The following is a 24,725-nucleotide window of genomic DNA, read 5'->3' as shown; positions in this document are numbered from 1 at the left end:
AACCACTTGCGCTTCCGATCTCTCGTCAGCGGGAGGCGAATTCTACAGCGTTACACGCTGCTGTCAACACCTCTTTTTCAACTTCCTTCTGGCTTCGATGAACTGAAGCAACCTGCTGCCGAAACCTACTTAACTCGTTGAGTCTCAAGGAGTTTTCCGTTTCGACTGCGCCGGAAGTGGGGCGAATTATAGACATCCTGAATCTGCCGTCAACACCTATTTTCATAATTCTGTCACATAGGTCAAAAACCCCCGAAAACACGAAGGCCGACCCGAGGGGTCGGCCTTCGCTACATCGCCTTTCTACTTACAAGCTAGGGAAGGCGAACTGCGATGCTTCGTGGCTCGCCCGCTGCGGCCAGCGCTGGGTGATAGCCTTGCGCCGGGTGTAGAAGCGCACACCATCCGGACCATAAGCATGCAGGTCGCCGAACAGCGAACGCTTCCAGCCGCCGAAGCTGTGGTAAGCCACCGGTACCGGCAGCGGCACGTTGACGCCGACCATGCCGACTTCGATCTCGTCGCAGAACAGACGCGCCGCTTCACCGTCACGGGTGAAGATGCAGGTGCCATTGCCGTATTCGTGATCGTTGATCAGTTGCATTGCCTCTTCCAGGCTGTTCACGCGAACGATGCACAGTACCGGGCCGAAGATCTCTTCTTTATAGATGCGCATTTCCGGGGTGACGTTGTCGAACAGACAGCCGCCGAGGAAGAAGCCTTCTTCATGACCGGCCACGCTGAAACCACGACCGTCGACCACCAGGGTCGCGCCCGCTGCCACGCCGTCGTCAACGTAACCGCTGACTTTGTCGCGCGCCTGGCCGGTTACCAGTGGGCCCATGTCCAGACCGCACGAAGTGCCAGCACCGATTTTCAGCGCCTTGATCTGCGGAACCAGTTTGGCCACCAGTGCATCCGCTACCTGGTCCCCCACACACACGGCCACCGAGATCGCCATGCAGCGCTCACCGCAGGAACCGTACGCCGCGCCCATCAGTGCGCTGACCGCGTTATCCAGATCAGCATCCGGCATCAGCACCGCGTGGTTCTTCGCACCACCCAGTGCCTGAACGCGTTTGCCGCGCTTGGTGCCTTCGGCATAGATGTACTCGGCAATCGGCGTCGAGCCAACGAAGCTCAGCGCTTTGACTTCCGGCGCTTCGATCAACGCGTCCACCGCCGTCTTGTCACCGTGAACCACGCTCATCACGCCTTTCGGCAATCCGGCTTCCAGCAGCAGTTGAGCAATCAGCAGGGTGGAGCTTGGATCCCGCTCGGACGGTTTGAGGATGAAGCAGTTACCGCAGACGATCGCCAGTGGATACATCCACAGCGGCACCATGGCCGGGAAGTTAAATGGGGTGATACCGGCAACAATGCCCAGCGGCTGGAAGTCCGACCATGCGTCGATGTTCGGGCCGACGTTGCGGCTGTACTCGCCCTTGAGGATTTCCGGGGCAGCGCAGGCAAACTCGACGTTCTCGATACCACGCTTCAGTTCACCGGCGGCGTCTTCCAGGGTCTTGCCGTGTTCTTCGCTGATCAATTGCGAGATGCGCGCTTCGTTCTGCTCCAGCAGTTGCTTGAAGCGGAACATCACCTGCGCACGTTTGGCCGGTGGCGTGTTGCGCCAGGCCGGGAACGCAGCCTTGGCGGCATCGATGGCTTTCTGGATGGTGGCCTGGCTGGCCAATGGCAGCTTGTGGATAGCCTGACCAGTGGACGGATTGAACACATCAACCGCGCGACCGTTCTCGGTCACCAGTTCGCCATTGATCAAATGCGGGATAACGCTCATCGAAAACTCCTGAATTCTTGTCCACGGGCACACATTAAGGAGTGCCCGTTCTTGTAGGTATATATAGAAGGAAAAATCAGTCGAGCTTGTTCAGCACTTCGCCGACCGCGTCGAACAGACGATCGAGGTCTTGTGGCTTGCTGTTGAAAGTCGGGCCGAACTGCAAGGTGTCGCCGCCGAAGCGTACGTAGAACCCGGCCTTCCACAGGGCCATGCCGGCTTCGAACGGACGCACGATGGCGTCACCGTCACGCGGGGCAATCTGAATGGCACCGGCCAGACCGAAGTTACGGATGTCGATAACGTTCTTCGACCCTTTCAGCCCGTGCAGCGCGTTTTCAAAATGCGGTGCGACTTCTGCAACGCTCTGTACCAGGTTTTCCTTTTGCAGCAGGTCGAGAGCCGCCAGGCCAGCGGCACAAGCCACCGGGTGTGCCGAGTAGGTGTAGCCGTGTGGAAATTCCACGGCGTATTCAGGGGTCGGCTGGTTCATGAAGGTCTGGTAGATCTCGGAGCTGGCAATCACCGCGCCCATCGGGATCGCGCCGTTGGTGACTTGCTTGGCGATGCACATCAGATCCGGGGTCACGCCAAAGGTGTCGGCGCCGAACATATTGCCGGTGCGGCCGAAACCGGTGATCACTTCGTCGAACACCAACAGGATGCTGTGCTGATCGCAGATTTCGCGCAGACGTTTCAGGTAACCCTGTGGCGGAACCAGTACACCAGCGGACCCGGCCATAGGCTCTACGAATACCGCGGCGATATTCGAAGCATCGTGCAGCTCAATCAGTTTCAGCAGTTCATCGGCCAAGGCGATACCGCCCTGCTCCGGCATGCCACGGGAGAAGGCATTGCTCGCCAGCAGCGTGTGCGGCAGGTGATCGACATCCATCATCGCCTGACCGAACAGCTTACGGTTGCCGTTGACGCCGCCGAGGCTGGTGCCGGCGATGTTCACACCGTGGTAACCACGAGCACGGCCGATCATTTTGGTTTTAGTCGCCTGACCTTTCAGGCGCCAGTAGGCACGGACCATTTTCACGGCGGTATCGGCGCACTCGGAACCAGAGTCGGTGAAGAACACGTGGTTGAGGTTGCCCGGGGTCAGCTCAGTGATCTTCTCGGCCAGCTGGAACGACAGCGGATGACCGTACTGGAAGCCCGGCGAGTAATCGAGGGTGCCCAATTGCTTGGAAACCGCTTCCTGAATTTCCTTGCGGGTGTGGCCGGCGCCGCAGGTCCACAGCCCGGACAACGAGTCGTATACCCGGCGGCCTTTGTCGTCGATCAGCCAACTGCCTTCAGCACCAACGATCAGACGCGGGTCGCGCTGGAAGTTTCGGTTGGCGGTGTACGGCATCCAGTGCGCATCCAGCTTCAGTTGGCTGGCCAGTGGAGACGGCGCGTTTTCAGGCATGTTCATCGGGCAAAACCTCGCAGGGCATAAGCGTCAGGGAGATAAAAAGCGTTGTTGCAGCTAAATTGCCACGCGGATAAAGTCGGTGAAATTCAACTCTTCTAACCTTCAGTTAGAACTTCGCTAAACAATGAGAACAATAAGATGAGCAGCCGTCGCCCCGATCCGCTGGCCCAGGTCAGTGACTTTGATATCCGCTTGCTGCGGATTTTTCGCAGTGTGGTGGAGTGCGGCGGCTTCTCCGCAGCGGAAACCGTGCTCGGCATCGGTCGCTCGGCGATCAGCCAACAGATGAGCGATCTGGAGCAGCGCCTCGGTTTGCGTCTGTGCCAGCGTGGTCGAGCCGGTTTTTCGCTGACCGAGGAAGGTCGCGAGGTGTATCAGTCGGCACTGCAACTGTTAAGTGCACTGGAAAGCTTTCGCACCGAAGTCAACGGCCTGCACCAGCATCTGCGGGGTGAGTTGATCATTGGCCTGACCGACAACCTCGTCACCCTGCCCCACATGCGCATTACCCACGCCCTCGCCCAATTGAAAGAACGCGGGCCGGATGTGCAGATCCAGATCCGCATGATTGCGCCCAATGAAGTCGAGCAAGGCGTGCTCGATGGGCGTCTGCATGTCGGCGTGGTACCTCAGGCCAGTGCGTTGTCGGGCCTGGAATATCAGCCGTTGTACAGCGAGCGTTCGCTGCTTTATTGCGCGGTTGGCCATCCGTTGTTTTATGTCGATGACAAACAGCTCGATGACGAACGCCTTAACAGTCAGGACGCGATTGCCCCGACCTTTCGTTTGCCGGCGGATATTCAAGCGCATTACCAAGCGCTCAATTGCACGGCCAGTGCTTCTGACCGTGAGGGTATGGCGTTTCTGATTTTGACCGGGCGCTACATTGGCTATCTGCCGGATCACTACGCCAGCCTCTGGGTGCAGCAAGGTCGCTTGCGCGCGTTGAAATCGCAAACTCGTTTTTATGACTTGAGCCTCGCATCGGTCACACGCAAGGGCCGGCGCCCTCATTTGGTGCTGGAAAGCTTTTTGGAGAGTCTGGCGGCAACGCGTTGAAAATCCGCCGTGGCCCGCCAGCGTTGGGCCCTGGCGACAAATCTGGCAAATAACCTGAGCAAGTGGACAGCTTTTTGCAGAGCAGGATCAACCCGATCCTTCAACAAGAAGCCTTAAGCCATGCAGCCAGATTCCGCACCGTCCAGCGACCTGATCTACGGCCTCAACGACCGCCCCAAACCCGCTGCTGCAATTCTTGCCGCACTGCAACACGTGCTCGCCAGTTTCGTCGGCATCATCACCCCGCCATTGGTGATTGGCTCGGCCCTCGGGCTGACTGCGCATTTGCCGTACCTCATCAGCATGGCGTTGATGGTTTCGGGCGTCGGCACCTTTATTCAGGCGCGGCGGCCGTTCGGCATCGGCGCGGGGATGATTTGTCTGCAGGGCACCAGTTTCGCCTTTCTCGGTGCGGTGCTATCGGCCGGATTTCTGGTCAAGCAACGCGGTGGCAGTCCGGAAGACATTCTGGCGATGATCTTCGGTGTGTGCTTTTTCGGCGCAATCGTGCAGATCGTCCTCAGCCGCTTCATCGGCCAGTTGCGCAGAGTCGTCACGCCGTTAGTGACCGGGATCGTCATCACCCTGATCGGCATCAGCCTTATAAAGGTCGGCATCACCGATCTGGGCGGTGGCTTCAATGCGCCGGACTTCGGTGCGCCGGGCAATCTGGCGCTGGGCGTGTTCGTGCTGCTGACGATCATTCTGCTCAACCGCTCCAACACGCCGTGGGTGCGTCTATCGGCGATCATTATCGGTTTGCTGCTCGGCAGCCTCGCCGCGTGGTTCAGTGGGAAACTGGTGCCACAGCCGTTGCCTGACTTGCCACTGGTGAGTTTTCCTACGCCGTTCAAGTTTGGCTTCAATTTCGACTGGACGGCTTTCCTGCCGGTCGCGCTGATTTATCTGATCAGCACCATCGAAACCGTCGGCGACCTCACCGCCAACTGCATGCTCGCCCGCCAGCCGATCAGCGGCCCTTCCTATATAAGTCGCCTGCGCGGTGGCGTACTTGGCGATGGCGTCAGTTGCATGATCGCCGCGACCTTCAGCGCCTTCCCCAACACCACGTTCGCGCAGAACAACGGCGTGATTCAGTTGACCGGCGTCGCCAGCCGCTACGTCGGGCTGTACATCGGCGCGATTCTGTTTTGCCTCGGCTTGTTCCCGATGATCGGCGCGGTGCTGCAACAGATTCCGAAACCGGTGCTCGGCGGCGCGACCCTGGTGATGTTCGGCGCGGTGGCGGCTGCCGGTGTGCGCATCCTCGCGCAGTCGCCGCTGGATCGACGCAGCATGTTGATCATCGCCACGTCGTTCGGCGTCGGCTTGGGCATCGCCGCACAACCGACCCTGCTACACCTGCTGCCGAAGCTGGTGCAGAACCTGTTTGATTCGGCGATCACCAGCGGCGGCCTGACCGCAATTATCCTGTGCCTGCTGCTGCCGGAGTCGAAAACCGAGACCGCTGAAGCGCACGCGCCGCTGAACAAGATCGAACAGGCGTAACGGTTTTATCGCGCAAGGACTTGTCGGATGCCTGTGGGTGCGCTATCAACGCAACTGGTTGCACCCACAGACAAACCCGGAAGTGCCTATGACCTTTGAAGTCCCTGCCCATGGCGGCAAACCCGCCAGCCGCATTCGTCAGAAAAACGAAGAGACCATCCTCAAAGCCGCCGAAGACGAGTTCGCTCGTCACGGGTACAAAGGCACCAGCATGAACACCATCGCCCAGAATGCCGGGTTGCCCAAGGCGAACCTGCATTACTACTTCACCAACAAGCTTGGGTTGTACGTGGCGGTGCTGAGCAACATCATCGAGTTGTGGGACAGCACCTTCAACACCCTCACCGCCGAGGACGATCCGGCCGAAGCACTGACTCGCTATATTCGCGCCAAGATGGAATTCTCCCGCCGCCAGCCACAGGCCTCGCGGATCTTTGCGATGGAAGTGATCAGCGGCGGCGAATGCCTGAGCGAATATTTCAATCAGGACTACCGCGCCTGGTTCACTGGCCGCGCGGCGGTATTTCAAGCGTGGATCGATGCCGGCAAAATGGACCCGGTCGATCCGGTGCATTTGATCTTCCTGTTGTGGGGCAGCACCCAGCATTACGCTGACTTCGCCACGCAGATCTGCCGCGTCAGCGGTCGCAGCAAGTTGACCAAGCAGGACATGGAAGACGCCGGCAACAACCTGATCCGCATCATTCTCAAAGGCTGCGGCCTCACTCCTCCTCTATAAGACGTTTATGCCTTTCACCCTCAGCGGTTTTTGCGAGTACCGCGAAGAGATTCGCAAAAGCCGCTTTATCACCTTTGCCACGCCGATCGGCAGCCCTGCCGAGGCGCAGGCGTTTTTCGAGCAGTACAGCGATCTGAACGCCTCGCACAATTGCTGGGCGTGGAAACTCGGCGATCAATACCGCAGCAATGACGACGGCGAACCGGGCGGCACGGCCGGGCGCCCGATTCTGGCGGCAATTGAAGCGCAGGATTGCGATCAGGTCGCGGTGCTGGTGATCCGTTGGTACGGCGGCATTCAACTCGGCACGGGTGGTTTGGCCCGGGCGTATGGCGGTGGTGCGAACAAGTGTCTGCAGACCGCGGCCAAGGTCGAGTTGATCAGCCGCGTGCCGCTAAGTTGTGCCTGCGGGTTTGCCGAGTTGGCGTTGGTGAAGTTGCGGGTTGCGGACTTGGGTGGATTGGTAGTGGAGGAAAACTTCACGGCGAACGGGGTCGAGTTGAAGTTAGCGGTGGGTGAGGCGCAGATCGATGTCTTGCAAACCCAGCTAGCGGATTTGAGCCGTGGGCGGATTTTATTGCAGCGGTGAAGCAGGATCAAAAGATCGCAGCGTTCCGCAGCTCCTACAGGGATCCGGGTTTGTCATGAATTTCGTTGGTGATACCGGTATCAGCGTTTTCGTGTAGGAGCTGCCGAAGGCTGCGATCTTTTAGGGCATCCCCCGTTTTCCTTATTCCACAGAGTTGCCCACATCGGCTGTGCACCCGACTGTGGATAACCTGAGTACATTTCGCTGTAACCCTTCTGTCACGTGGCTTTGCGCGGTTTGTTCACTTTTCGTTCAATTCACTCGACGAAACGATAATTTCAAACAGAAACAGTTAGTTAGCGCGGTTTATCACCATTAGAAGAAAGCACTGCAGTGCTTATGCCCGGGTTTGCAGCTTGCGCACAATAACTGTGGAACAAGCTGTGGATAACCCGTTCATGGCTGGCGCAGTCGCTGGATCCATCTAGCCCCCAAGGGATTGCTCGTTTTTTGATCATATCGCGACGGGCAAAACTGGCGCCCGAGCAACGGCTTTGCTCTGAATTGGTGCCATCGTCGTGCGTGATTCGGCCTTCAATGCTCTATACCGAGTGCTGCCACACGCGGCCCACTCGCGTTCCTGACTCAATGGCCAGGAAATTGCTTTATCCACAGGCACAACTCCAAGCAAGTCGAGCCTGTCATGCCAATTGTCCCACCCATTGCGCGCCTGCAACTGCGCCATATCAGCAAACGCTACCCCGGTTGTCTGGCCAACGATGCCATCGACCTGAGCATCGCGTCCGGTGAAATTCACGCCCTGCTCGGTGAAAACGGCGCGGGCAAAAGTACGTTGATGAAGATCATCTACGGCGTCACCCAGGCCGACGCCGGCGAGATGCTTTGGCAAGGTCAACCGGTGAATATCCGCAACCCGGCGCAGGCGCGGCAGTTGGGGATCGGCATGGTATTCCAGCATTTCTCACTGTTCGAAACCCTCAGCGTGGCGCAAAACATTGCTTTGGCGATGGGCGCAGCAGCCGGCACGCCGAAACAACTGGAACCGAAAATTCGTGAAGTGTCGCGCCGTTATGGCATGGCGCTGGAGCCGGAGCGACTTGTCCACAGCCTGTCGATCGGCGAACGTCAGCGCGTGGAAATCATTCGCTGCCTGATGCAGGACATTCGCCTGCTGATTCTCGATGAGCCAACCTCAGTGCTGACGCCGCAAGAGGCCGATGAATTGTTCATCACCCTGCGCCGCCTCGCCGCCGAAGGCTGCAGCATTCTGTTCATCAGCCACAAACTCGCTGAAGTGCGCGCGTTGTGCCACAGCGCGACGGTTCTGCGCGGTGGGCGCGTGGCCGGGCATTGCCTGCCAGCGGAGTGCTCGGATCAGCAATTGGCGCAGATGATGGTCGGCGAAGCGGCGGCGTTGATTGGCGACTATCCGAAGGTCAGCGGCGGCGCGGCGTTTTTGCAGGTGAACGGCTTGAGCTGGCACAACCCGGATCCGTTCGGCTGCTGGCTGACTGACATTGATGTGCAAGTGCGCAGCGGTGAAATCGTCGGCATCGCCGGGGTCGCGGGCAACGGTCAGGATGAATTGCTCGCCCTGCTCAGCGGCGAACAAACCTTGCCTCGGGCGGAGGCCGCGACCATTCGATTCGCTGAGCAAAACGTCGCCGATTTGCGCCCGGATGCCCGTCGCAAACTGGGCCTGGCTTTCGTCCCCGCCGAACGCCTCGGGCATGGCGCGGTGCCGGAATTGAACCTGGCGGACAACGCCCTGCTGACGGCTTTCCAACAAGGCTTGGTCAGCAACGGGCTAATCCAGCGCGGTAAAGTCGAAGCCCTCGCCCAACAGATCATTCAGCGCTTCGGCGTGAAAACCCCGGACACGCAAACCGCCGCGCGCAGTTTGTCCGGCGGTAATCTGCAGAAATTCATCCTCGGCCGGGAAATCCTCCAGCAACCGAAACTGCTGATCGCCGCGCACCCGACCTGGGGCGTCGACGTCGGCGCCGCCGCGACCATTCACCGTGCGCTGATCGCGCTGCGCGATGCCGGCGCGGCGATTCTGGTGATATCCGAAGACCTCGACGAATTGTTCCAGATCAGCGACCGCCTCGGCGCGCTGTGCGGTGGACGTTTGTCGGCATTGCAAGACACCAGCAAGACACAACTCAGCGACGTCGGCGGCTGGATGGCCGGCCAGTTCGACCACGCCCCTTCAGCCGCCACGGTTTAACGGAGTTATACACATGCTGCTTTCCCTCGAACCCCGTGGCCAGCAATCGCGCCTGATGCTGTGGTGCTCGCCGTTATTGGCGGCGGCGCTGACGCTCGGTTGCGGCTCGCTGCTGTTTATCGCCCTTGGTCATGACCCGCTGCAAACCTTGCACACGCTGCTGATCGCGCCGGTGAGCGATTTGTATGGCGTCTCTGAATTGTTGGTCAAGGCGCTGCCGATTCTGCTCTGCGCACTGGGCTTGGCAGTGGCCTATCAGGCGCGAATCTGGAACATCGGCGCCGAAGGTCAATTGCTCCTCGGGGCACTCGCCGGCAGTGCCTTGGCGGTGAATATCATCGACCTGCAAAGCCGCTGGGCGCTGGTGTTGATTCTGCTCACCGGCACCCTCGCCGGCGCGGCGTGGGCCGGGCTGACCGCATGGTTGCGCACACGCTTCAACGCCAACGAAATCCTCACCAGCATCATGCTCAATTACATCGCGCTGAACCTGCTGCTGTTCTGCGTGCACGGGCCGTTGAAGGACCCGGCCGGGTTCAACTTTCCCGAGTCGGCGATGTTCGGCGACGCCAGTCGTTTGCCGTTGTTGATGGAGGATGGCCGCGTGCATGCCGGGGTGTATTTCGCCCTGCTCGCGCTGGTCGTGGTGTGGGTGTTGTTGCAGAAAAGCTTTGTCGGTTTCCAGATCAAAGTGCTTGGGCTGGACAAGCGTGCCGCAGGGTTTGTCGGCTTTCGCGAGAAGCGCTTGATCTGGCTGGCACTGTTGATCAGCGGCGGCTTGGCCGGGCTTGCGGGTGTCTGCGAGGTCACCGGGCCGATCGGCCAATTGGTGCCGCAGGTGTCACCCGGTTATGGCTATGCGGCGATCACCGTGGCGTTCCTCGGGCGCCTGAATCCGATCGGTATTCTGTTCTCCAGCCTGTTGATGGCGCTGTTGTACATCGGTGGCGAGAGCGCGCAGATGACCCTGAATCTGCCGCAGGCGATCACCCAGTTGTTCCAGGGAATGATGCTGTTTTTCCTGCTCGCCAGTGACGTACTGATTCTCTATCGGCCACGCCTGAACCTGCGTTGGGTAAAGCGCACTTCAACCACTGCCGTAACCGCCGGAGCGCTGTGATGGATATCGATCTGTTGAGCAATATTTTCTACGCCATGGTGCGTTGCGGCACGCCGTTGTTGCTGGTGGCGCTGGGGGAATTGATCTGCGAGAAGAGCGGCGTGCTCAACCTCGGGCAGGAAGGCATGATGCTGTTTGGCGCGGTGATCGGTTTTATCGTCGCGCTCAACAGCGGCAACCTGTGGCTTGGCGTGTTGTTGGCGATGCTGGCCGGGATGTTGTTGTCGTCGCTGTTTGCGCTAGTGGCGTTGGTGTTCAACGCCAATCAGGTAGCGACCGGATTGGCACTGACGATTTTCGGTGTCGGGCTGTCGACCTTTGTCGGCGCAGCTTGGGTCGGTAAACCACTGGCCGGGTTTGAGCCGTTGGCGATCCCTTATCTGAGTGAGATTCCGCTGATCGGGCGGATGCTGTTTGCTCAGGATTTGCTGGTGTATCTGTCGTTCGCGCTGTTTGCGCTGGTGGCGTGGGTGATTATCAAAAGTCGTGTCGGGTTGATCATTCAAGCGGTCGGCGAGAATCCGGATGCGGCCAGTGCAATGGGGTTGCCGGTGTTGACCGTGCGCACGTTGGCGGTGCTGTTCGGCGGGGCGATGGCCGGGCTGGCCGGGGCTTATCTGTCGCTGGCGTACACGCCGATGTGGGCGGAAAACATGACCGCCGGGCGTGGCTGGATCGCCTTGGCGCTGGTGGTGTTTGCCAGTTGGCGGGTGTGGCGGTTGTTGCTCGGGGCTTATTTGTTCGGCCTCGCCAGCATCCTGCACTTGGTGGCGCAGGGGTTGGGGCTGGCGATTCCGTCGAGTCTGCTGGCGATGCTGCCGTATGTGGCGACGATTGTGGTGCTGGTGCTGTTGTCGCGCGATGCGCTGCGCACAAGATTGTATGCGCCGGTTTCGCTTGGGCAGCCTTGGCAGGCGGGGCATTAAGAGGTGAATTTACTGGCCTCTTCGCGAGCAAGCTCGCTCCCACAGGGGATCTGAGTGAACTCGGTCAACTGTGGGAGCGAGCTTGCTCGCGAAGGCGTCCGCACAGGCAACACTTGAGCAATGCCCCACGCCAGTTCGAAGACCAGGAAAACAATCAGAATCGAACTGGCGCCGTGCAGCAAGGCATACGCCTGCCAAGCCGCAAACAGAAACCGCGCCACCGCGTCATACCGTCCATAAAGCGCCTGCGGATCGCGAATCCGCAGCACCGCCCACACGCACACCACCGAGCCCAGCAGATTCGCCATCAACAGGTGCACAGGCTCAAACGCCGGCAGTTCGCCGGGTAAGTTCAGCGCGGTCAAAAACCCATGCAAAGCGGCAAAACTCCACGGCGTGGCAAATGCCACCGTGACGATCAGGTCATACCAGGCACTGCCAAGCACCACGTTGCGATACTGCGTTGAAGTCCACATCATCCATGCTCCAGAAATTCAGGGAGCATCCACGGTAAAGCCTGGAGTATGCTCCAGGGTCAATAGCCCTTTTGAGAGCCAGCATGCGCATCGGTGAATTAGCCCAGGCCAGTGCCGTCAGCCGTGACACTCTGCGCTTCTACGAGCAGCGCGGGTTGATTGCGGCGCAGCGCAGCGCCAACGGTTATCGCGACTATCCGCCGGAGATGGTGCAACTGGTGCTCTATATCAAAACGGCGCAGCGTCTGGGATTTACCCTCGGCGAGATTGGTGACAGCGTTGCCGCGTTGTGGAACGCGCCCGATCCGGACAACGCCGTGGCGCAGTTGCTGCGCGACAAACTGCAACTGATCGAAACCCGTATGCGCGAACTCGACACGCTGCGGCAGGAGTTGCAACTTCGCCTCGGTCAGGCCTGTCCATTGAATCCATGATCCTCATTCATCAAGGAAGCCCATCATGTCTGCAAAAAACGCACTGATCATCGGCGCCTCCCGGGGCCTGGGCCTCGGTCTAGTGAAAACCCTGCTGGCCGACGGCTGGCAAGTCACCGCCACCGTGCGCAATCCGCAAAACGCCGAGGCGCTGCAAGCGCTGGGCAAGGTGCGGATCGAGAAGCTCGACATGGACGATCAGCAAGCGGTGATCGCCTTGAGCCAACAACTCAAGGGCGAAACCTTCGACCTGCTGTTCGTCAACGCCGGGGTCAAAGGCCCGGCGGACCAGACCCCGGGCGGCGCGACACTGGCTGAGGTCGGTCAGCTGTTTTTCACCAACGCGGTGGCGCCGATCAATCTGGCCCAGCGTTTTGCCGGGCAGATTCGTGACGGCAGCGGTGTGCTGGCGTTCATGAGTTCCGGGCTGGGCAGCGTGACCGTGCCGGACGCGCCGGAGCTGGCGTTGTACAAGGCCAGCAAAGCTGCGCTGAATTCGATGACCAACAGTTTTGTCACGCAACTGGGTGAGCAGAAGATGACAGTGTTGTCGCTGCATCCGGGTTGGGTGAAGACGGACATGGGCGGTGAAGGGGCTGACCTCGACGTGGAAACCAGCACCCGTGGGCTGGTTGATCAGGTAAATGCGTATACCGGCAAGGGCGGGCATCATTTCATCAACTACAAGGGTGAAACGATTCCCTGGTAACCGCACAAATCCCAGTGTAGGAGTGAGCCTGCTCGCGATAGCGGTGTGTCATTCAGCAAAAGTGTTGCCTGATACACCGCTATCGCGAGCAGGCTCACTCCTACAAGGGACCGTAGTGAATGGTCAGGTTGGGCTTGCCCGGCGTGACAATTTGTTTGAAACTGCGCACCTCGTCCTCGCGGCGACCCTGGATCAGCAGACAGGGCATCACTGAGCTGGCAACCCTGAACCCCATTTTCAGAGGAGCCGGCAACATGCCCGCGACCCGTACCTGGTTAAAAAATCCCCTCGCCATTTTCACCTCCAACGAGCTCGATGCCCGTGGCGGTCTTGTCGTGCAAGACGGTGTCATTGTCGAAGTCCTCGCCGCTGGCCAACAGCCGTCGGCGCCGTGCAATGCAGTGTTCGACGCCCGTGAACATGTGATCCTGCCGGGCCTGATCAACACCCACCATCACTTCTATCAAACCCTGACTCGCGCCTGGGCGCCGGTGGTCAATCAGCCGTTGTTCCCGTGGCTGAAAACCCTGTACCCGGTCTGGGCGCGCCTGACGCCGGAAAAACTCGCGCTCGCCACCAAAGTCGCTTTGGCCGAACTGCTGCTGTCGGGCTGCACCACTGCGGCCGACCACCACTACCTGTTCCCGGATGGCTTGGAGAACGCCATCGACGTGCAAGTCGAAACCGTCCGCGAACTGGGCATGCGCGCCATGCTCACTCGCGGTTCGATGAGCCTCGGCGAGAAGGACGGCGGCCTGCCGCCGCAACAGACCGTGCAGGAAGGTCAGGTGATTCTCGACGACAGTCAGCGCCTGATTCACGAGTACCACGAGCGTGGCGACGGCGCACAGATCCAGATCGCTTTGGCGCCGTGCTCGCCGTTCTCGGTGACCCCGGAAATCATGTCGGCCAGCGCCGAACTGGCGAACAAGCTCGACGTGCGTCTGCACACCCACTTGGCCGAAACCCTCGACGAAGAAGATTTCTGCCTGCAGCGTTTCGGCCTGCGCACCGTCGACTATCTCGACAGCGTCGGCTGGCTCGGCCCGCGCACCTGGCTGGCCCACGGCATTCACTTCAACCCGGACGAAATCGCCCGCCTCGGTCAGGCCGGTACCGGTATCTGCCATTGCCCGAGTTCGAACATGCGTCTGGCCTCCGGCATTTGCCCAAGTATCGATCTGACTGACGCGGGCGCGTTGTTTGGTCTGGGCGTCGACGGTTCGGCGTCCAACGATGCGTCGAACATGATTCTCGAAGCGCGTCAGGCGCTGTACATCCAGCGTCTGCGTTACGGCGCCGAGAAGATCACCCCGGAACGCGTGCTGGGCTGGGCGACCAAGGGTTCGGCGAGTCTGTTGGGGCGGACCGATATTGGTGAGCTGGCAGTGGGCAAGCAGGCGGATCTGGCGTTGTTCAAGCTCGATGAACTGCGCTTCTCCGGTAGCCATGATCCGATTTCGGCGCTGTTGTTGTGCGGCGCGGATCGTGCGGATCGGGTGATGATTGGTGGTAAGTGGCGTGTGGTTGATGGCCAGGTTGAAGGGCTCGACTTGAAAGGCCTGATCGCCGATCACAGCCAAGCGGCGCGCCAACTGATCGCCGGTACCTGATACAACGACAGACCTCTGTAGGAGCTGCCGAAGGCTGCGATCTTTTGATCTGTTTTTCTAGAAGCAAGATCAACAGATCGCAGCCTTCGGCAGCTCCTACAGGGGGTTCGGCTGAGCTTAAAGGCCGAGCAGCGACAGCATGATAAAGGTCGCAAACAGCACGAAGTGGGTCATGCCTTCGATGGCATTGGTCTCACCGTCATTCAAGTTGATGGCACTAACGATCAGCGTGATGAAGATCATCACCGTCTGCACCGGCGTCATCGCCATTTGAAATGGTTGGCCGGTGTACAGTGCCATTGCCTCCATCACCGGCACCGTGAGAATCACCGTCGACAGTGACGCGCCCATCGCAATGTTCACCACTGACTGCATGCGGTTGGCCAGTGCAGCACGCAACGCGGTGAGAATCTCCGGCGCGGCGGAAATCGCCGCCACCAGAATCGCCGTGATCACCGGCGGTGCGCCCGTGCCTTCCAGGCCCAGATCGAGGGTCTTCGACATCACTTCGGCCAGTGCGCCGATCACCACAATGCCAAACACCAGAATGCCGATCGACAGGCCGATGCTCGGTGCATTCGCCTGCGCGTCCTGCGGTTCTTTCTTGCGGCGTTTGTCCGGATAGCTGTAGCTGAAAAAGTAACTGTGCGGGCCGACCTGCATGCGCAGAAACAGCGCATACAGCACCACCATCGCACCGATGGTGAACGCCGAATAAATCTTCCAGTTGGCCTCGGGAATAAACTCCGGCACCACCATCGACACGCCCATGGCGGTGAGGATCATCACGCTGTAGCTGCGTGCGGAATCGTCGTTGTAGGACTGTTCGCCATGTTTGATCCCGCCCATCAGTGCGGCGAGGCCGAGGATGCCGTTGATGTCGAGCATCACGGCGGAATAGATCGTGTCGCGCACCAACGTGGGCGACGCTTCGTTGCTCATCATGATCGCGAGAATCACCACTTCCACCAGCACGGCCGCCAGCGTGAGGATCATCGTGCCGTAAGGGTCGCCAACCTTTTCCGCGAGCAATTCGGCGTGATGGGCGACGCGCATCGAGGCGGCGACGATGAAGGCGATCAGCACCAGACCGGCAGTCAGCGCGACGATCTGGCCACTGTGCAGCATCCAGTGTTCCAACGGATAGGCGACGCACGCGGCGATGACGGCCAGTAGCAGAAAGCTTTCTTGCTTAAGGATGGTGAGCATGGCGGGCCTTTTGCCGAAAGAGAGCGAATGAGCTACTGACTGCGGGGCGGCGCTAACGTTTCGTTACACCTTAGCGCACCAAGCGCTGGCAGGGCTTTTGGCAGTTGCACTTTTATTGGCCTTGAGGGCGCTATCGCGAGCAGGCTCACTCCTACAGTTGACCGCATTCCCCTGTAGGAGTGAGCCTGCTCGCGATGGCCGTTACGCGATTTCGAATTGTTTGTTGTCCTGTTGGTCAGCAATTTGCATTGGCCCTGACCACACACAACAAAATGGAGTTCGAATTCATGCAAATACGTCCGCTGCACAAACTGCTGTGCGCCGCCCTCGGTCTGGGTATCAGCCTGAGCGCCAGCGCTGCCGATCCGCTCAAGGTCGGTTTCGTCTACATCGGCCCGATCGGTGACCACGGCTGGACCTATCAGCATGAGCAGGGGCGCAAGGCCCTCGCGGAAAAATTCGGCAATCAGATCACCACCAACTATGTGGAGAACGTCGCCGAGGGCGCCGACGCCGAGCGGGTGATCCGCAACATGGCCAAGGATAAATACGACCTGATCTTCACCACCTCCTTCGGCTACATGAACCCCACCGTCAAAGTCGCCAAGCAGTTTCCCAAGGTGACCTTCGAACACGCCACCGGCTACAAACAGGACAAAAACCTCGGCACCTATCTGGCGCGTACTTACGAGGGTCGCTACGTCGGTGGTTTCCTCGCGGCGAAGATGACCAAGACCAAGAAGATCGGGTACGTCGCTTCGTTCCCGATCCCGGAAGTGATCCGCGACATCAACGCCATCCAGCTGGCGCTGAACAAGTACAACCCCGGCACCGAGATCAAAGTGGTGTGGGTCAACTCCTGGTTCGACCCGGGCAAGGAAGCGGATGCCGCCAACGCGCTGATCGATCAAGGCGTCGACGTGGTGTTCCAGCACACCGACAGCCCGGCGCCGATTCAGGCCGCCGAACGTCGTGGCGTGTACGCGGTGGGGTATGCCTCGGACATGGCCCACTTCGGGCCGAAAGCCGTGCTGACTTCGATCGTCAACGACTGGGCGCCGCACTACATTCAGGCGACGCAGAGCGTTATCGATCACAGCTGGAAACCTCAGGATTACTGGGGTGGGTTGAAGGAAGGCACGGTTGAACTGCCGATCAGCGACTTGGTGCCGGCACCGGTGAAAGCCGAGGCCGAGCAGATCATTGCCGATATCAAGAGCGGTGCATTGCAGCCGTTTACCGGGCCGATCAAAGATCAGGCCGGGGTCGAGAAAATCCCCGCTGGCGTAAGCGCGACCAATGCGCAACTGGCGTCGATGAACTATTACGTTGAAGGCATGAAGGCTGAGATGCCGAAGTAATTTCAGCCCCACCACCATCCCCTGTAGGAGTGAGCCTGCTCGCGATAGCGGTGTGTCATTCAGCAAAAGTGTTGCCTGATTCACCGCTATCGCGAGCAGGCTCACTCCTACATTTGATCTTCAGCGTATTCAAGGATTGTGTATGGATCAGCTTCCGATCATCGATATCAGCCCGCTGTACAGCGACGACCACAATGCCTGGCCTGCCGTGGCAGAAAAAATCGACCTCGCCTGCCGCGAATGGGGTTTCTTCTACATCAAGGGCCACCCGATTTCCGCGCAGCGCATCGACGCGGTGCTCGACCACGCCCAGCGTTTCTTCGCCCTGCCAGCAGCAGAAAAACTCAAGATCGACATCACCCAGACCCGCCACCATCGCGGCTACGGCGCCATCGCTACCGAGCAACTCGACCCGAGCAAACCCAGCGACCTGAAAGAAACTTTCGACATGGGCCTGCACCTGCCGGCCAATCATCCCGACGTTCTCGCAGAAAAACCGTTACGCGGGCCGAACCGTCATCCCGCGCAAGCAGGATGGGCTGAATTGATGGAACAGCATTACCTCGACATGCAAGCCCTCGCGCAAACCCTGCTTCGCGCGATGACCCTCGCCCTCGACATCGAACGCGACTTTTTCGACAGCCGCTTCGCTGATCCGGTCAGCGTCCTGCGCATGATCCATTACCCACCGCGCCACACGGCCAGCTCCGCCGAGCAGCAAGGCGCCGGCGCGCACACCGATTACGGCTGCATCACCCTGCTCTATCAGGACGGCGCCGGTGGCTTGCAGGTCAGGAACGTGCGAGGCGAATGGATCGACGCGCCGCCCATCGACGGCACCTTCGTGGTCAACCTCGGCGACATGATGGCGCGCTGGAGCAACGACCGTTATCGCTCGACCCCGCACCGGGTGATCAGCCCGCTCGGCGTGGATCGCTACTCGATGCCGTTCTTCGCCGAGCCGCATCCGGACACCCGCATCGAATGCCTGCCGGGTTGTCAGGACGCACAGCATCCGGCGAAATATCCGACCACCACCTGCGCCGAATTCCTGCTGTCGCGCTTCGCCGATACCTACGCCTATCGCCGCGAGCAAGAAGCCGTTTGATGGATCGCTTGGTCAGGTTTTGCCAATTGTTTCGGCGAGCATCTGTAGAATGCCGTCATTGCACCTGATGAGAAAAGAATATGTACGACTGGCTCAACGCCTTGCCCAAGGCTGAACTGCACCTGCACCTGGAGGGCTCGCTGGAGCCTGAGCTGCTGTTCGCCCTGGCCGAGCGCAACAAGATCGCCCTGCCGTGGAGCGACGTGGAAACCCTGCGCAAGGCATACGCCTTCAACAACCTGCAGGAATTCCTCGACCTGTATTACCAGGGCACCGACGTATTGCGCACCTCGCAGGACTTCTACGACCTGACCTGGGCCTACCTGTTGCGTTGCAAAGCGCAGAACGTGATTCACACCGAACCGTTCTTCGACCCGCAGACCCACACCGACCGGGGTATCCCGTTCGAAGTGGTGCTCAACGGCATCGCCGCGGCACTCAAGGATGGCGAGCAGCAACTGGGCATCACCAGCGGTTTGATCCTCAGTTTCCTGCGCCACCTCAGCGAAGAAGAAGCCGAGAAAACTCTGGACCAGGCACTGCCATTCCGTGACGCGTTTGTCGCGGTCGGTCTCGACAGCTCCGAGATGGGCCACCCGCCGAGCAAGTTCCAGCGCGTGTTTGATCGCGCCCGACACGAAGGTTTCCTGACCGTTGCCCACGCCGGCGAAGAAGGCCCGCCGGAGTACATCTGGGAAGCCATCGATCTGCTGAAAATCCAGCGCATCGACCATGGCGTGCGCGCCATCGAAGACGAGCGCCTGATGCAGCGAATCATCGACGAGCAGATCCCGCTGACCGTGTGCCCGCTGTCGAACACCAAACTCTGCGTGTTCGATCACATGTCCCAGCACAACATCCTCGACATGCTCGAGCGTGGCGTGAAGGTCACGGTGAACTCCGATGACCCGGCGTACTTCGGTGGTTACGTGACCGAGAACTTCTACGCGCTGCATGAACACTTGGGCATGACCCAGGATCAGGCCAAGCGTCTGGCGCAGAACAGCCTGGATGCGCGACTGGTAAAACCCTAAGCAACACCGCATAACCCTTGTAGGCCTTCGCCTGCTCGCGATAGCAGGGTGTCAGCTAAAAAATCTATATCTGACACACCGCTATCGCGAGCAGGCTCACTCCTACATTGGATCGGTGTTAGCCGATAGATTGGGTTTCGGTCAGCTCTTCAAGGGTTTTACCCCGGGTCTCCATCCCGAACAGCCACACCACCCCCGCCGCAATCGCAAAGCACGCCGCGCCCAGCGCAAACACCCCGCCCTGCCCGGTAATCGGGAACACCAGTCCGGTCACCAACGGTCCGAGCAGCGAACCCACGCGGCCAATCGCCGAGGCGAAGCCCGAGCCGGTCGCCCGCGCCGACGTCGGATAAAGCTCCGGCGTATAGGTGTAGAGCACCGCCCACATGCCGAACAGGAAAAACTGCATCAGCAACCCGGTGCCGATCAGCAGTGCCACGTTGCCGCCAAACACCGCGCTCTGCCCATACAGGAACGCCATTACACCACCGCCGAGCAACGTCACGATGCACACCGGTTTGCGCCCCCAGCGCTCAACCAGCCATGCGGCCATGAGAAACCCGGGAATCCCGCCCAGGGAAATCAGCACCGTGTAATACACCGACTGCGTCACCGCGAAACCCGACTGTTGCAACAGCGCACTGAGCCACGACGTCAGCCCGTAAAAGCCGAGCAGCGCAAAGAACCACAGACTCCAGAGCATCGTCGTGCGCTGGCGATACTGCGGCGACCAGATCTGTTTCAGCGCCGCAAAGAAGTTGCCCGGCGGCGTCACGGTTCGCGGCAATCGAATCGGTTCCGGCAACGCGGCACCGCCGAGCGACGAACGCACCCGCGCCTCGATGCCGTTCAACACCTTATCCGCAGCGTCATCGCGCCCGGCCTGCTCCAGCCAGCGCGGTGACTCGGGAATGAAAAACCTGATCGCCAGTACGAACACCGCCGGCACCGCCAAGACCAGAAAGATGTCGCGCCAGCCAATCAGCGGCAGCAGAAAGTAGGACAGTACGCCGGCAGCCACGAAGCCGAGCGGCCAGAAGCCGTCCATCAACGCGATGTAACGTCCGCGGCGCTGCGCTGGAATCAGCTCGGAGAGCATCGACTGGGCGATCGGAAACTCCATGCCCATACCGATCCCCAACAGGATGCGGAACAGCGTCAGCGTCTCGACCGTTTGCGCTGTCGAGCACAGATAACTGGCCACGCCCCACAGCACGATGCTCCACTGAAACACCGGTTTGCGCCCGAAGCGATCGGCGAGCATGCCGGACAGCGACGCCCCCAGCACCATGCCGAAAAAACTCGAGCTGGCGAGCAATCCCGCTTGCGCACTGCTCAGGCCGAACTCGGCTTTGATCGAGCCGAGCAGGAAGGTCATCATCGCCAGATCCATGGAATCGAAGAAAAAAGCCAAGGCGATGATGATGAAAATGATCCGGTGATAACCGCTGATCGGCAGTCGTTCCAGACGTTCTGCCGCGCTGTAGCCGTGAGTCTCCATGCCACCTCCCCCATCCGAAAAATATCCCCGGATCGAGTGTGCTTGATCGCGAAACGGCGTTCGTGCTGGATACGACCTGTTCGCAGTCGCGGGCGACGCCAGAAGCGCTTCCGCAGTTCCGGACGTCGATTGCGAGTGCTCTACAACGCCATTTCCAGCTCGGTCTCCTTGGCAAAACGGTGAAGTTCCCGTTGGCCGGTGGCGGTCAATTGCAAAGCTCTCGAGTCGTTGGGCAGGGTCAGCCAGCCGGACTGCATGAACAACTGCAATAACGCGGCGCCGAGTGATCCCCCCATGTGCGGACGACGTTCGCTCCAGTCTGGACAAGCACACGCCACCTGCACGTTGCGATGGGCCAGCGCCTGAATGAACACGCCACGTCCAGCCAACAGTTTCGAACCCTTGTGGGTCACCACGACGCGTTGTTCGAGCTGTTCGATCCAGCCGGCATCAAGCAAACGCTGATACAGGTCCGCCGCCAGCGTACCGCCGAGGTGGTCATCGCAAAAACGCGCGCGCAACAATGAGGACGGCGCGGTTTGCGGTTTGGCCATGGGGGTGGTGCGTTTGAAGACCTCGGGAATTTCCCGTGGAGCACTGGCGATGGTGGCGCTGGCCAATGCTTCTATCGCAGCACCGACCTCCGGTGCCGAGAGACGGAAAAAGCGTTTGCGACCACGGACTTCGACCTTCAACAGACCACCCGTGGATAGCCGCGCCAGATGCGCGCTGGCCGACGATGGCGACAGCCCTGCCAGTAGCGCAAGCTCCTCGGTTTGCCGGGCCGAGCCATCCATCAACGCCCACATCATCGCGCTGCGCTTGGGGTCGGCCAGCAACGTGGCGATCTGGCTGATGCAAGGTGCATGTTCCATGTGTTCACTCCCTGTTGAATCGTATCGTCTACTGCTCGGAGACATCTTGGCCGGTAATGAGTCATCGGCCAAGACGCGAAAATCGCCATGAACCGGGGCGAGGCAAGCCGCTGACGCAGCCTGCTCCGGCACAGAACCCGCAGCAGTTGCGCGACCGTCACTCGAAGACTGGCGACGCGGTGCGTGGGTCTCCGGGCCGGGGTGTCGGTGCTGGCATGAGGCGGGCGCTAGTATAAGCGGGTTAGCCCGCGCGTCCTGCGCCGGGGCCTGCGCAGGTGGTGATTGTTCCTGACAGAAATTTCTCTATTTACCTGCGACTAATGATCAACTTCCGAAAAAGCGGGAAATTGACTACTCACTTCAGCGCATCGGCTGGCGAGCATTTCCCTCAGAAGGTTCACCGGCTTACTCAACTGGGCGCGATGGGCGCACAACAAATTCAGCGGTGCGCGCTCACAAAGCAGCTCTGGCAGCAGCACTTTGAGCCGCCCGGCGAGCACATCCGCACCCACGTCCAGCCACGACTTGTAGGCAATTCCGGCGCCGGCCAGCGCCCACAGACGCACAACGTCGGCGTCATCGCTGAAACGGTCACCACTGACGGTCAGACCAACTTCACGTTTACCGTCATGAAAACTCCAATGGTCATGCACCCGGCTGCCGAGCATGTACAACAGGCAGTTGTGCTGGGCCAGTTGTTCGAGCTGGCGCGGTTCGCCGTGTCGGGCCAGATACGCCGGGGAGGCGCACAGCACGCGGCGGTTGTGCGGGGCGATAGGCAAAGCAACCAGACTTGAGTCCTCCGGCTCGCCGTAACGCAAAGCGATGTCCACGGGTTGGCGGAACAGGTCGGCGATGCGATCGCCGAGCAGCAAGCGCACGGTCAGCTTCGGGTGCTCGCGCTGGAACTCGTCGAGCCACGGCAGCAACAGGTTGCGGCCGAAGTCCGAAGGCGCCGACAACTGCAAAACCCCACTGACCTGATCCTGTCCGCTGGCCAGCAAGCGCCGACCTTCATCAAGATTGCTCAGCGCCGCCCGCGCGTATTCGAGAAAGCCTTCGCCCTCGGCGGTCAGGCGCAGGCTGCGGGTCGAGCGAGCGAGCAAGCGTGCGCCGAGCTGCTGTTCGATCCGTTTCAACGCCGCACTCGCCACGGCAGCGGACATGTCCATCACCCGCGCGGCTGCCGACAGACTGCCCAGATCCGCCGCCCGGACAAACAACTGCAAATCGTCAAAACGCAGCATGCTCAGCCTCGATTATCAAAAAAATATTGAAAGAGACTGCTCTTTTAGCCGGTTTTATCTCGCAGAGAAATAGCCAATCATCTCTCCATCGCATTCATCCCGCTTCTCTGGAGCCGAGCATGTCCCAGCCCTTCACCGCTATCGCCACCCTGACCGCCAAACCCGGCCAACAGGATCTTCTCGAACAAGGCCTGCGCGCCCTGGTTGAACCGAGCCGCGCCGAAGACGGTTGCAGCCAGTACGATTTGCACCGCGACCTCGCCGATCCGCAGGTGTTTTATGTGATCGAACACTGGGCCAGCGAAGCGATTCTTGAGGCGCACAACAACAGCGCGCACTTTCAGCACTTCCAGGCCAGCGCCGGCCACGCCATCGAACACTTCCAGCTCAACCGCCTCGGCGCGATTGTCTGATCCCTTCTTCTATTACCCGTACGGAGCCACTCATGAAAGCCATCGCCTATTACGCTTCCCTGCCGATCAGCGACGCCAAGTCCCTGCAAGACATCGAACTGCCAGAACCGGTCGCCGGCCCGCGCGACGTGCTGGTGGAAGTCAAAGCCATTTCGGTCAACCCGGTCGACACCAAAGTGCGGCAGAACGCGGCACCGGAAAACGGCGCGGCAAAAGTGCTGGGCTGGGACGTTGCCGGTGTGGTCAAGGCTGTCGGCAGCGAAGTGACGTTGTTCAAGGCCGGCGACAAGGTTTTCTACGCCGGCTCCATCGCCCGCGCGGGCGGCAACAGTGAACTGCATGTGGTGGATGAGCGCATCGTCGGCCATATGCCGAAATCCCTCGGTTTTGCCGAAGCCGCCGCACTGCCGCTGACCGCGATCACCGCATGGGAGTTGTTGTTCGAGCGCCTGCAAATCCGCGAAGGCAAAACCACAGAAGACCAGAGCCTGCTGATCGTCGGCGCGGCTGGCGGGGTGGGTTCGATCCTGACGCAATTGGCCAGGCAACTGACCGGCCTGAAGGTCATCGGCACCGCATCCCGCGAGCAAACCCGCGATTGGGTCAAAGAACTGGGCGCCGACCTGGTCATCGATCACAGCCAGCCGCTGAGCGAAGAACTCAAGCGCGCCGGGATCGACAGCGTGACCCACGTCGCCAGCCTGACCCAGACCGACCAGCACCTGGATCAACTGGTCGAAGCGCTGGCGCCGCAAGGCAAACTGGCGTTGATCGACGATCCGAAGTCGCTGGACGTGAGCAAACTCAAGCGCAAGAGCCTGTCGCTGCACTGGGAGTTCATGTACACCCGCTCGCTGTTCGAGACGCCGGACATGATCGAGCAGCACAAACTGCTCAACCGCGTGGCGGATCTGATTGATGCCGGAACGCTGAAGACCACGGTGGGCGAGCATTTCGGCACGATCAATGCGGCGAACCTGCGTCGCGCCCATGAGCTGCTGGAAAGTGGCAAAGCCAAGGGGAAAATTGTTTTAGAAGGTTTCTAAAAAACCGCACAGCGCAGCCTTCGCCGAACCTAGAGCGGTCGGCGGAGCTGCGCTGTTTTTTGCCGTCAGTCCGATGCTTGACCCTTGTCACAATTGCGATCGTATTCAGGTCTACAATCGAAGCCTCTGCGATACATCTTTTACGCAAGGGAGGTCAGCAATGAAGATCCTGATAAAAGAAGTGGCAAAGTCTCAATGGCAGGTTCGTCTGGACCAACACGCCGTGACATTCCGCAGTGAAGCCGAAGCACTGGCCTTCACCCGCACCCTCGAAGCGCGACTGTGCGCACCCCATCAGATTCCCGATCGCAGCCAGCAGCGCGCCGCCGGCTGAGGTAT

At 60.0% G+C, this 24,725-nt stretch carries 23 protein-coding genes; 16 read left to right on the top strand and 7 right to left on the bottom strand.

The genetic code is table 11. The features are described from left to right. Window positions 1-307 precede the first annotated feature (307 nt). Together H8F23_RS20355 and H8F23_RS20350 are read right to left on the bottom strand one after the other, a co-directional pair. Entirely contained in the window at window positions 308-1,801 is a 1,494-nt protein-coding gene (locus H8F23_RS20355; RefSeq protein WP_064118435.1) for a CoA-acylating methylmalonate-semialdehyde dehydrogenase, read from the bottom strand. Window positions 1,802-1,877: 76 nt separating this feature from the next. Continuing rightward, entirely contained in the window at window positions 1,878-3,227 is a 1,350-nt protein-coding gene (locus H8F23_RS20350) for an aspartate aminotransferase family protein (RefSeq protein ID WP_095047404.1), read from the bottom strand. A 138-nt stretch (window positions 3,228-3,365) separates the two neighbouring features. Between H8F23_RS20350 and H8F23_RS20345 the strand changes: the two genes are divergently transcribed. The 7 genes from H8F23_RS20345 to H8F23_RS20315 all read left to right on the top strand — a co-directional run bounded on the left by H8F23_RS20345 (window position 3,366) and on the right by H8F23_RS20315 (window position 11,360). Next, window positions 3,366-4,286, top strand: coding sequence for a LysR family transcriptional regulator (locus H8F23_RS20345; protein WP_064387741.1), 921 nt, complete (start codon window positions 3,366-3,368; stop codon window positions 4,284-4,286). A gap of 120 nt (window positions 4,287-4,406) precedes the next feature. Then, window positions 4,407-5,795 (top strand): uracil-xanthine permease family protein, encoded by a 1,389-nt coding sequence (locus tag H8F23_RS20340; protein WP_194935569.1) that lies wholly within the window; start codon window positions 4,407-4,409, stop codon window positions 5,793-5,795. An 88-nt stretch (window positions 5,796-5,883) separates the two neighbouring features. Continuing rightward, complete coding sequence (locus tag H8F23_RS20335) at window positions 5,884-6,534, top strand: TetR/AcrR family transcriptional regulator (RefSeq protein WP_038360732.1); 651 nt, start codon at window positions 5,884-5,886, stop codon at window positions 6,532-6,534. A gap of 7 nt (window positions 6,535-6,541) precedes the next feature. Further along, a complete protein-coding gene (locus tag H8F23_RS20330) occupies window positions 6,542-7,123 on the top strand; it encodes an IMPACT family protein (RefSeq protein WP_194935568.1) in 582 nt (193 codons plus the stop codon). Window positions 7,124-7,766: 643 nt separating this feature from the next. After that, window positions 7,767-9,314, top strand: a complete 1,548-nt coding sequence (locus H8F23_RS20325; RefSeq protein ID WP_194935567.1) for an ABC transporter ATP-binding protein — start codon at window positions 7,767-7,769, stop codon at window positions 9,312-9,314. A 13-nt stretch (window positions 9,315-9,327) separates the two neighbouring features. Then, window positions 9,328-10,434, top strand: a complete 1,107-nt coding sequence (locus tag H8F23_RS20320) for an ABC transporter permease (protein ID WP_194935566.1) — start codon at window positions 9,328-9,330, stop codon at window positions 10,432-10,434. Then, on the top strand, window positions 10,434-11,360 hold the full coding sequence (locus H8F23_RS20315; RefSeq protein ID WP_064118442.1) for an ABC transporter permease: 927 nt from the start codon (window positions 10,434-10,436) through the stop codon (window positions 11,358-11,360). Before H8F23_RS20320 ends, H8F23_RS20315 begins: the two co-directional genes overlap by 1 nt. Here the strand turns inward: H8F23_RS20315 and H8F23_RS20310 are convergent. Continuing rightward, entirely contained in the window at window positions 11,357-11,836 is a 480-nt protein-coding gene (locus H8F23_RS20310) for a hypothetical protein (protein WP_194935565.1), read from the bottom strand. The genes H8F23_RS20315 and H8F23_RS20310 overlap by 4 nt on opposite strands. Window positions 11,837-11,919: 83 nt before the next feature. Here H8F23_RS20310 and H8F23_RS20305 point away from each other — a divergent pair, with 83 nt between their 5' ends. The 3 genes from H8F23_RS20305 to H8F23_RS20295 all read left to right on the top strand — a co-directional run bounded on the left by H8F23_RS20305 (window position 11,920) and on the right by H8F23_RS20295 (window position 14,592). Beyond that, entirely contained in the window at window positions 11,920-12,270 is a 351-nt protein-coding gene (locus H8F23_RS20305; protein ID WP_064118443.1) for a MerR family transcriptional regulator, read from the top strand. 22 nt (window positions 12,271-12,292) lie between these two features. Further along, window positions 12,293-12,979 (top strand): SDR family oxidoreductase, encoded by a 687-nt coding sequence (locus tag H8F23_RS20300; RefSeq protein WP_194935572.1) that lies wholly within the window; start codon window positions 12,293-12,295, stop codon window positions 12,977-12,979. A 254-nt stretch (window positions 12,980-13,233) separates the two neighbouring features. Then, window positions 13,234-14,592, top strand: a complete 1,359-nt coding sequence (locus H8F23_RS20295; protein WP_194935564.1) for an 8-oxoguanine deaminase — start codon at window positions 13,234-13,236, stop codon at window positions 14,590-14,592. A 117-nt stretch (window positions 14,593-14,709) separates the two neighbouring features. Here the strand turns inward: H8F23_RS20295 and H8F23_RS20290 are convergent, their stop codons facing one another. Continuing rightward, window positions 14,710-15,801 carry a calcium:proton antiporter gene (locus H8F23_RS20290; protein WP_194935563.1) on the bottom strand — a complete coding sequence of 364 codons (1,092 nt, stop codon included), beginning with the start codon at window positions 15,799-15,801 and terminating at the stop codon, window positions 14,710-14,712. Between the two features lie 287 nt (window positions 15,802-16,088). Between H8F23_RS20290 and H8F23_RS20285 the strand changes: the two genes are divergently transcribed. The 3 genes from H8F23_RS20285 (at window position 16,089) to H8F23_RS20275 (ending at window position 19,304) form a co-directional block, all read left to right on the top strand. Further along, window positions 16,089-17,162 carry a BMP family ABC transporter substrate-binding protein gene (locus H8F23_RS20285; protein ID WP_099759385.1) on the top strand — a complete coding sequence of 358 codons (1,074 nt, stop codon included), beginning with the start codon at window positions 16,089-16,091 and terminating at the stop codon, window positions 17,160-17,162. 142 nt (window positions 17,163-17,304) lie between these two features. Beyond that, window positions 17,305-18,270, top strand: coding sequence for a 2-oxoglutarate and iron-dependent oxygenase domain-containing protein (locus tag H8F23_RS20280; RefSeq protein ID WP_194935562.1), 966 nt, complete (start codon window positions 17,305-17,307; stop codon window positions 18,268-18,270). 80 nt (window positions 18,271-18,350) lie between these two features. After that, window positions 18,351-19,304 carry an adenosine deaminase gene (locus tag H8F23_RS20275; RefSeq protein ID WP_194935561.1) on the top strand — a complete coding sequence of 318 codons (954 nt, stop codon included), beginning with the start codon at window positions 18,351-18,353 and terminating at the stop codon, window positions 19,302-19,304. Window positions 19,305-19,422: 118 nt separating this feature from the next. On the opposite strand, the gene H8F23_RS20270 is transcribed toward H8F23_RS20275, so the two are convergent. The 3 genes from H8F23_RS20270 to H8F23_RS20260 all read right to left on the bottom strand — a co-directional run bounded on the left by H8F23_RS20270 (window position 19,423) and on the right by H8F23_RS20260 (window position 22,927). Beyond that, entirely contained in the window at window positions 19,423-20,805 is a 1,383-nt protein-coding gene (locus H8F23_RS20270; protein WP_116256688.1) for an MFS transporter, read from the bottom strand. A gap of 140 nt (window positions 20,806-20,945) precedes the next feature. After that, window positions 20,946-21,680, bottom strand: coding sequence for an ArsR/SmtB family transcription factor (locus tag H8F23_RS20265; RefSeq protein WP_093430305.1), 735 nt, complete (start codon window positions 21,678-21,680; stop codon window positions 20,946-20,948). Window positions 21,681-21,997: 317 nt separating this feature from the next. Beyond that, window positions 21,998-22,927 (bottom strand): LysR family transcriptional regulator, encoded by a 930-nt coding sequence (locus H8F23_RS20260; protein WP_194935560.1) that lies wholly within the window; start codon window positions 22,925-22,927, stop codon window positions 21,998-22,000. Window positions 22,928-23,046: 119 nt separating this feature from the next. On the opposite strand from H8F23_RS20260, the gene H8F23_RS20255 reads away from it, so the two are divergent. The 3 genes from H8F23_RS20255 to H8F23_RS20245 all read left to right on the top strand — a co-directional run bounded on the left by H8F23_RS20255 (window position 23,047) and on the right by H8F23_RS20245 (window position 24,720). Next, entirely contained in the window at window positions 23,047-23,340 is a 294-nt protein-coding gene (locus H8F23_RS20255) for a putative quinol monooxygenase (protein ID WP_194935559.1), read from the top strand. Between the two features lie 32 nt (window positions 23,341-23,372). Next, window positions 23,373-24,386 carry a zinc-binding alcohol dehydrogenase family protein gene (locus tag H8F23_RS20250; protein WP_194935558.1) on the top strand — a complete coding sequence of 338 codons (1,014 nt, stop codon included), beginning with the start codon at window positions 23,373-23,375 and terminating at the stop codon, window positions 24,384-24,386. A 160-nt stretch (window positions 24,387-24,546) separates the two neighbouring features. Beyond that, window positions 24,547-24,720, top strand: a complete 174-nt coding sequence (locus H8F23_RS20245) for a hypothetical protein (RefSeq protein ID WP_007914687.1) — start codon at window positions 24,547-24,549, stop codon at window positions 24,718-24,720. The last annotated feature ends 5 nt before the right edge of the window (window positions 24,721-24,725 follow it).

Origin of the sequence: Pseudomonas neuropathica, from assembly GCF_015461835.1 — a bacterium.
Taxonomy (GTDB): domain Bacteria; phylum Pseudomonadota; class Gammaproteobacteria; order Pseudomonadales; family Pseudomonadaceae; genus Aquipseudomonas; species Aquipseudomonas neuropathica.
The sequence above is the reverse complement of the archived record's forward strand: the minus strand, read 5'-3'. Positions and strand labels throughout refer to the sequence as shown.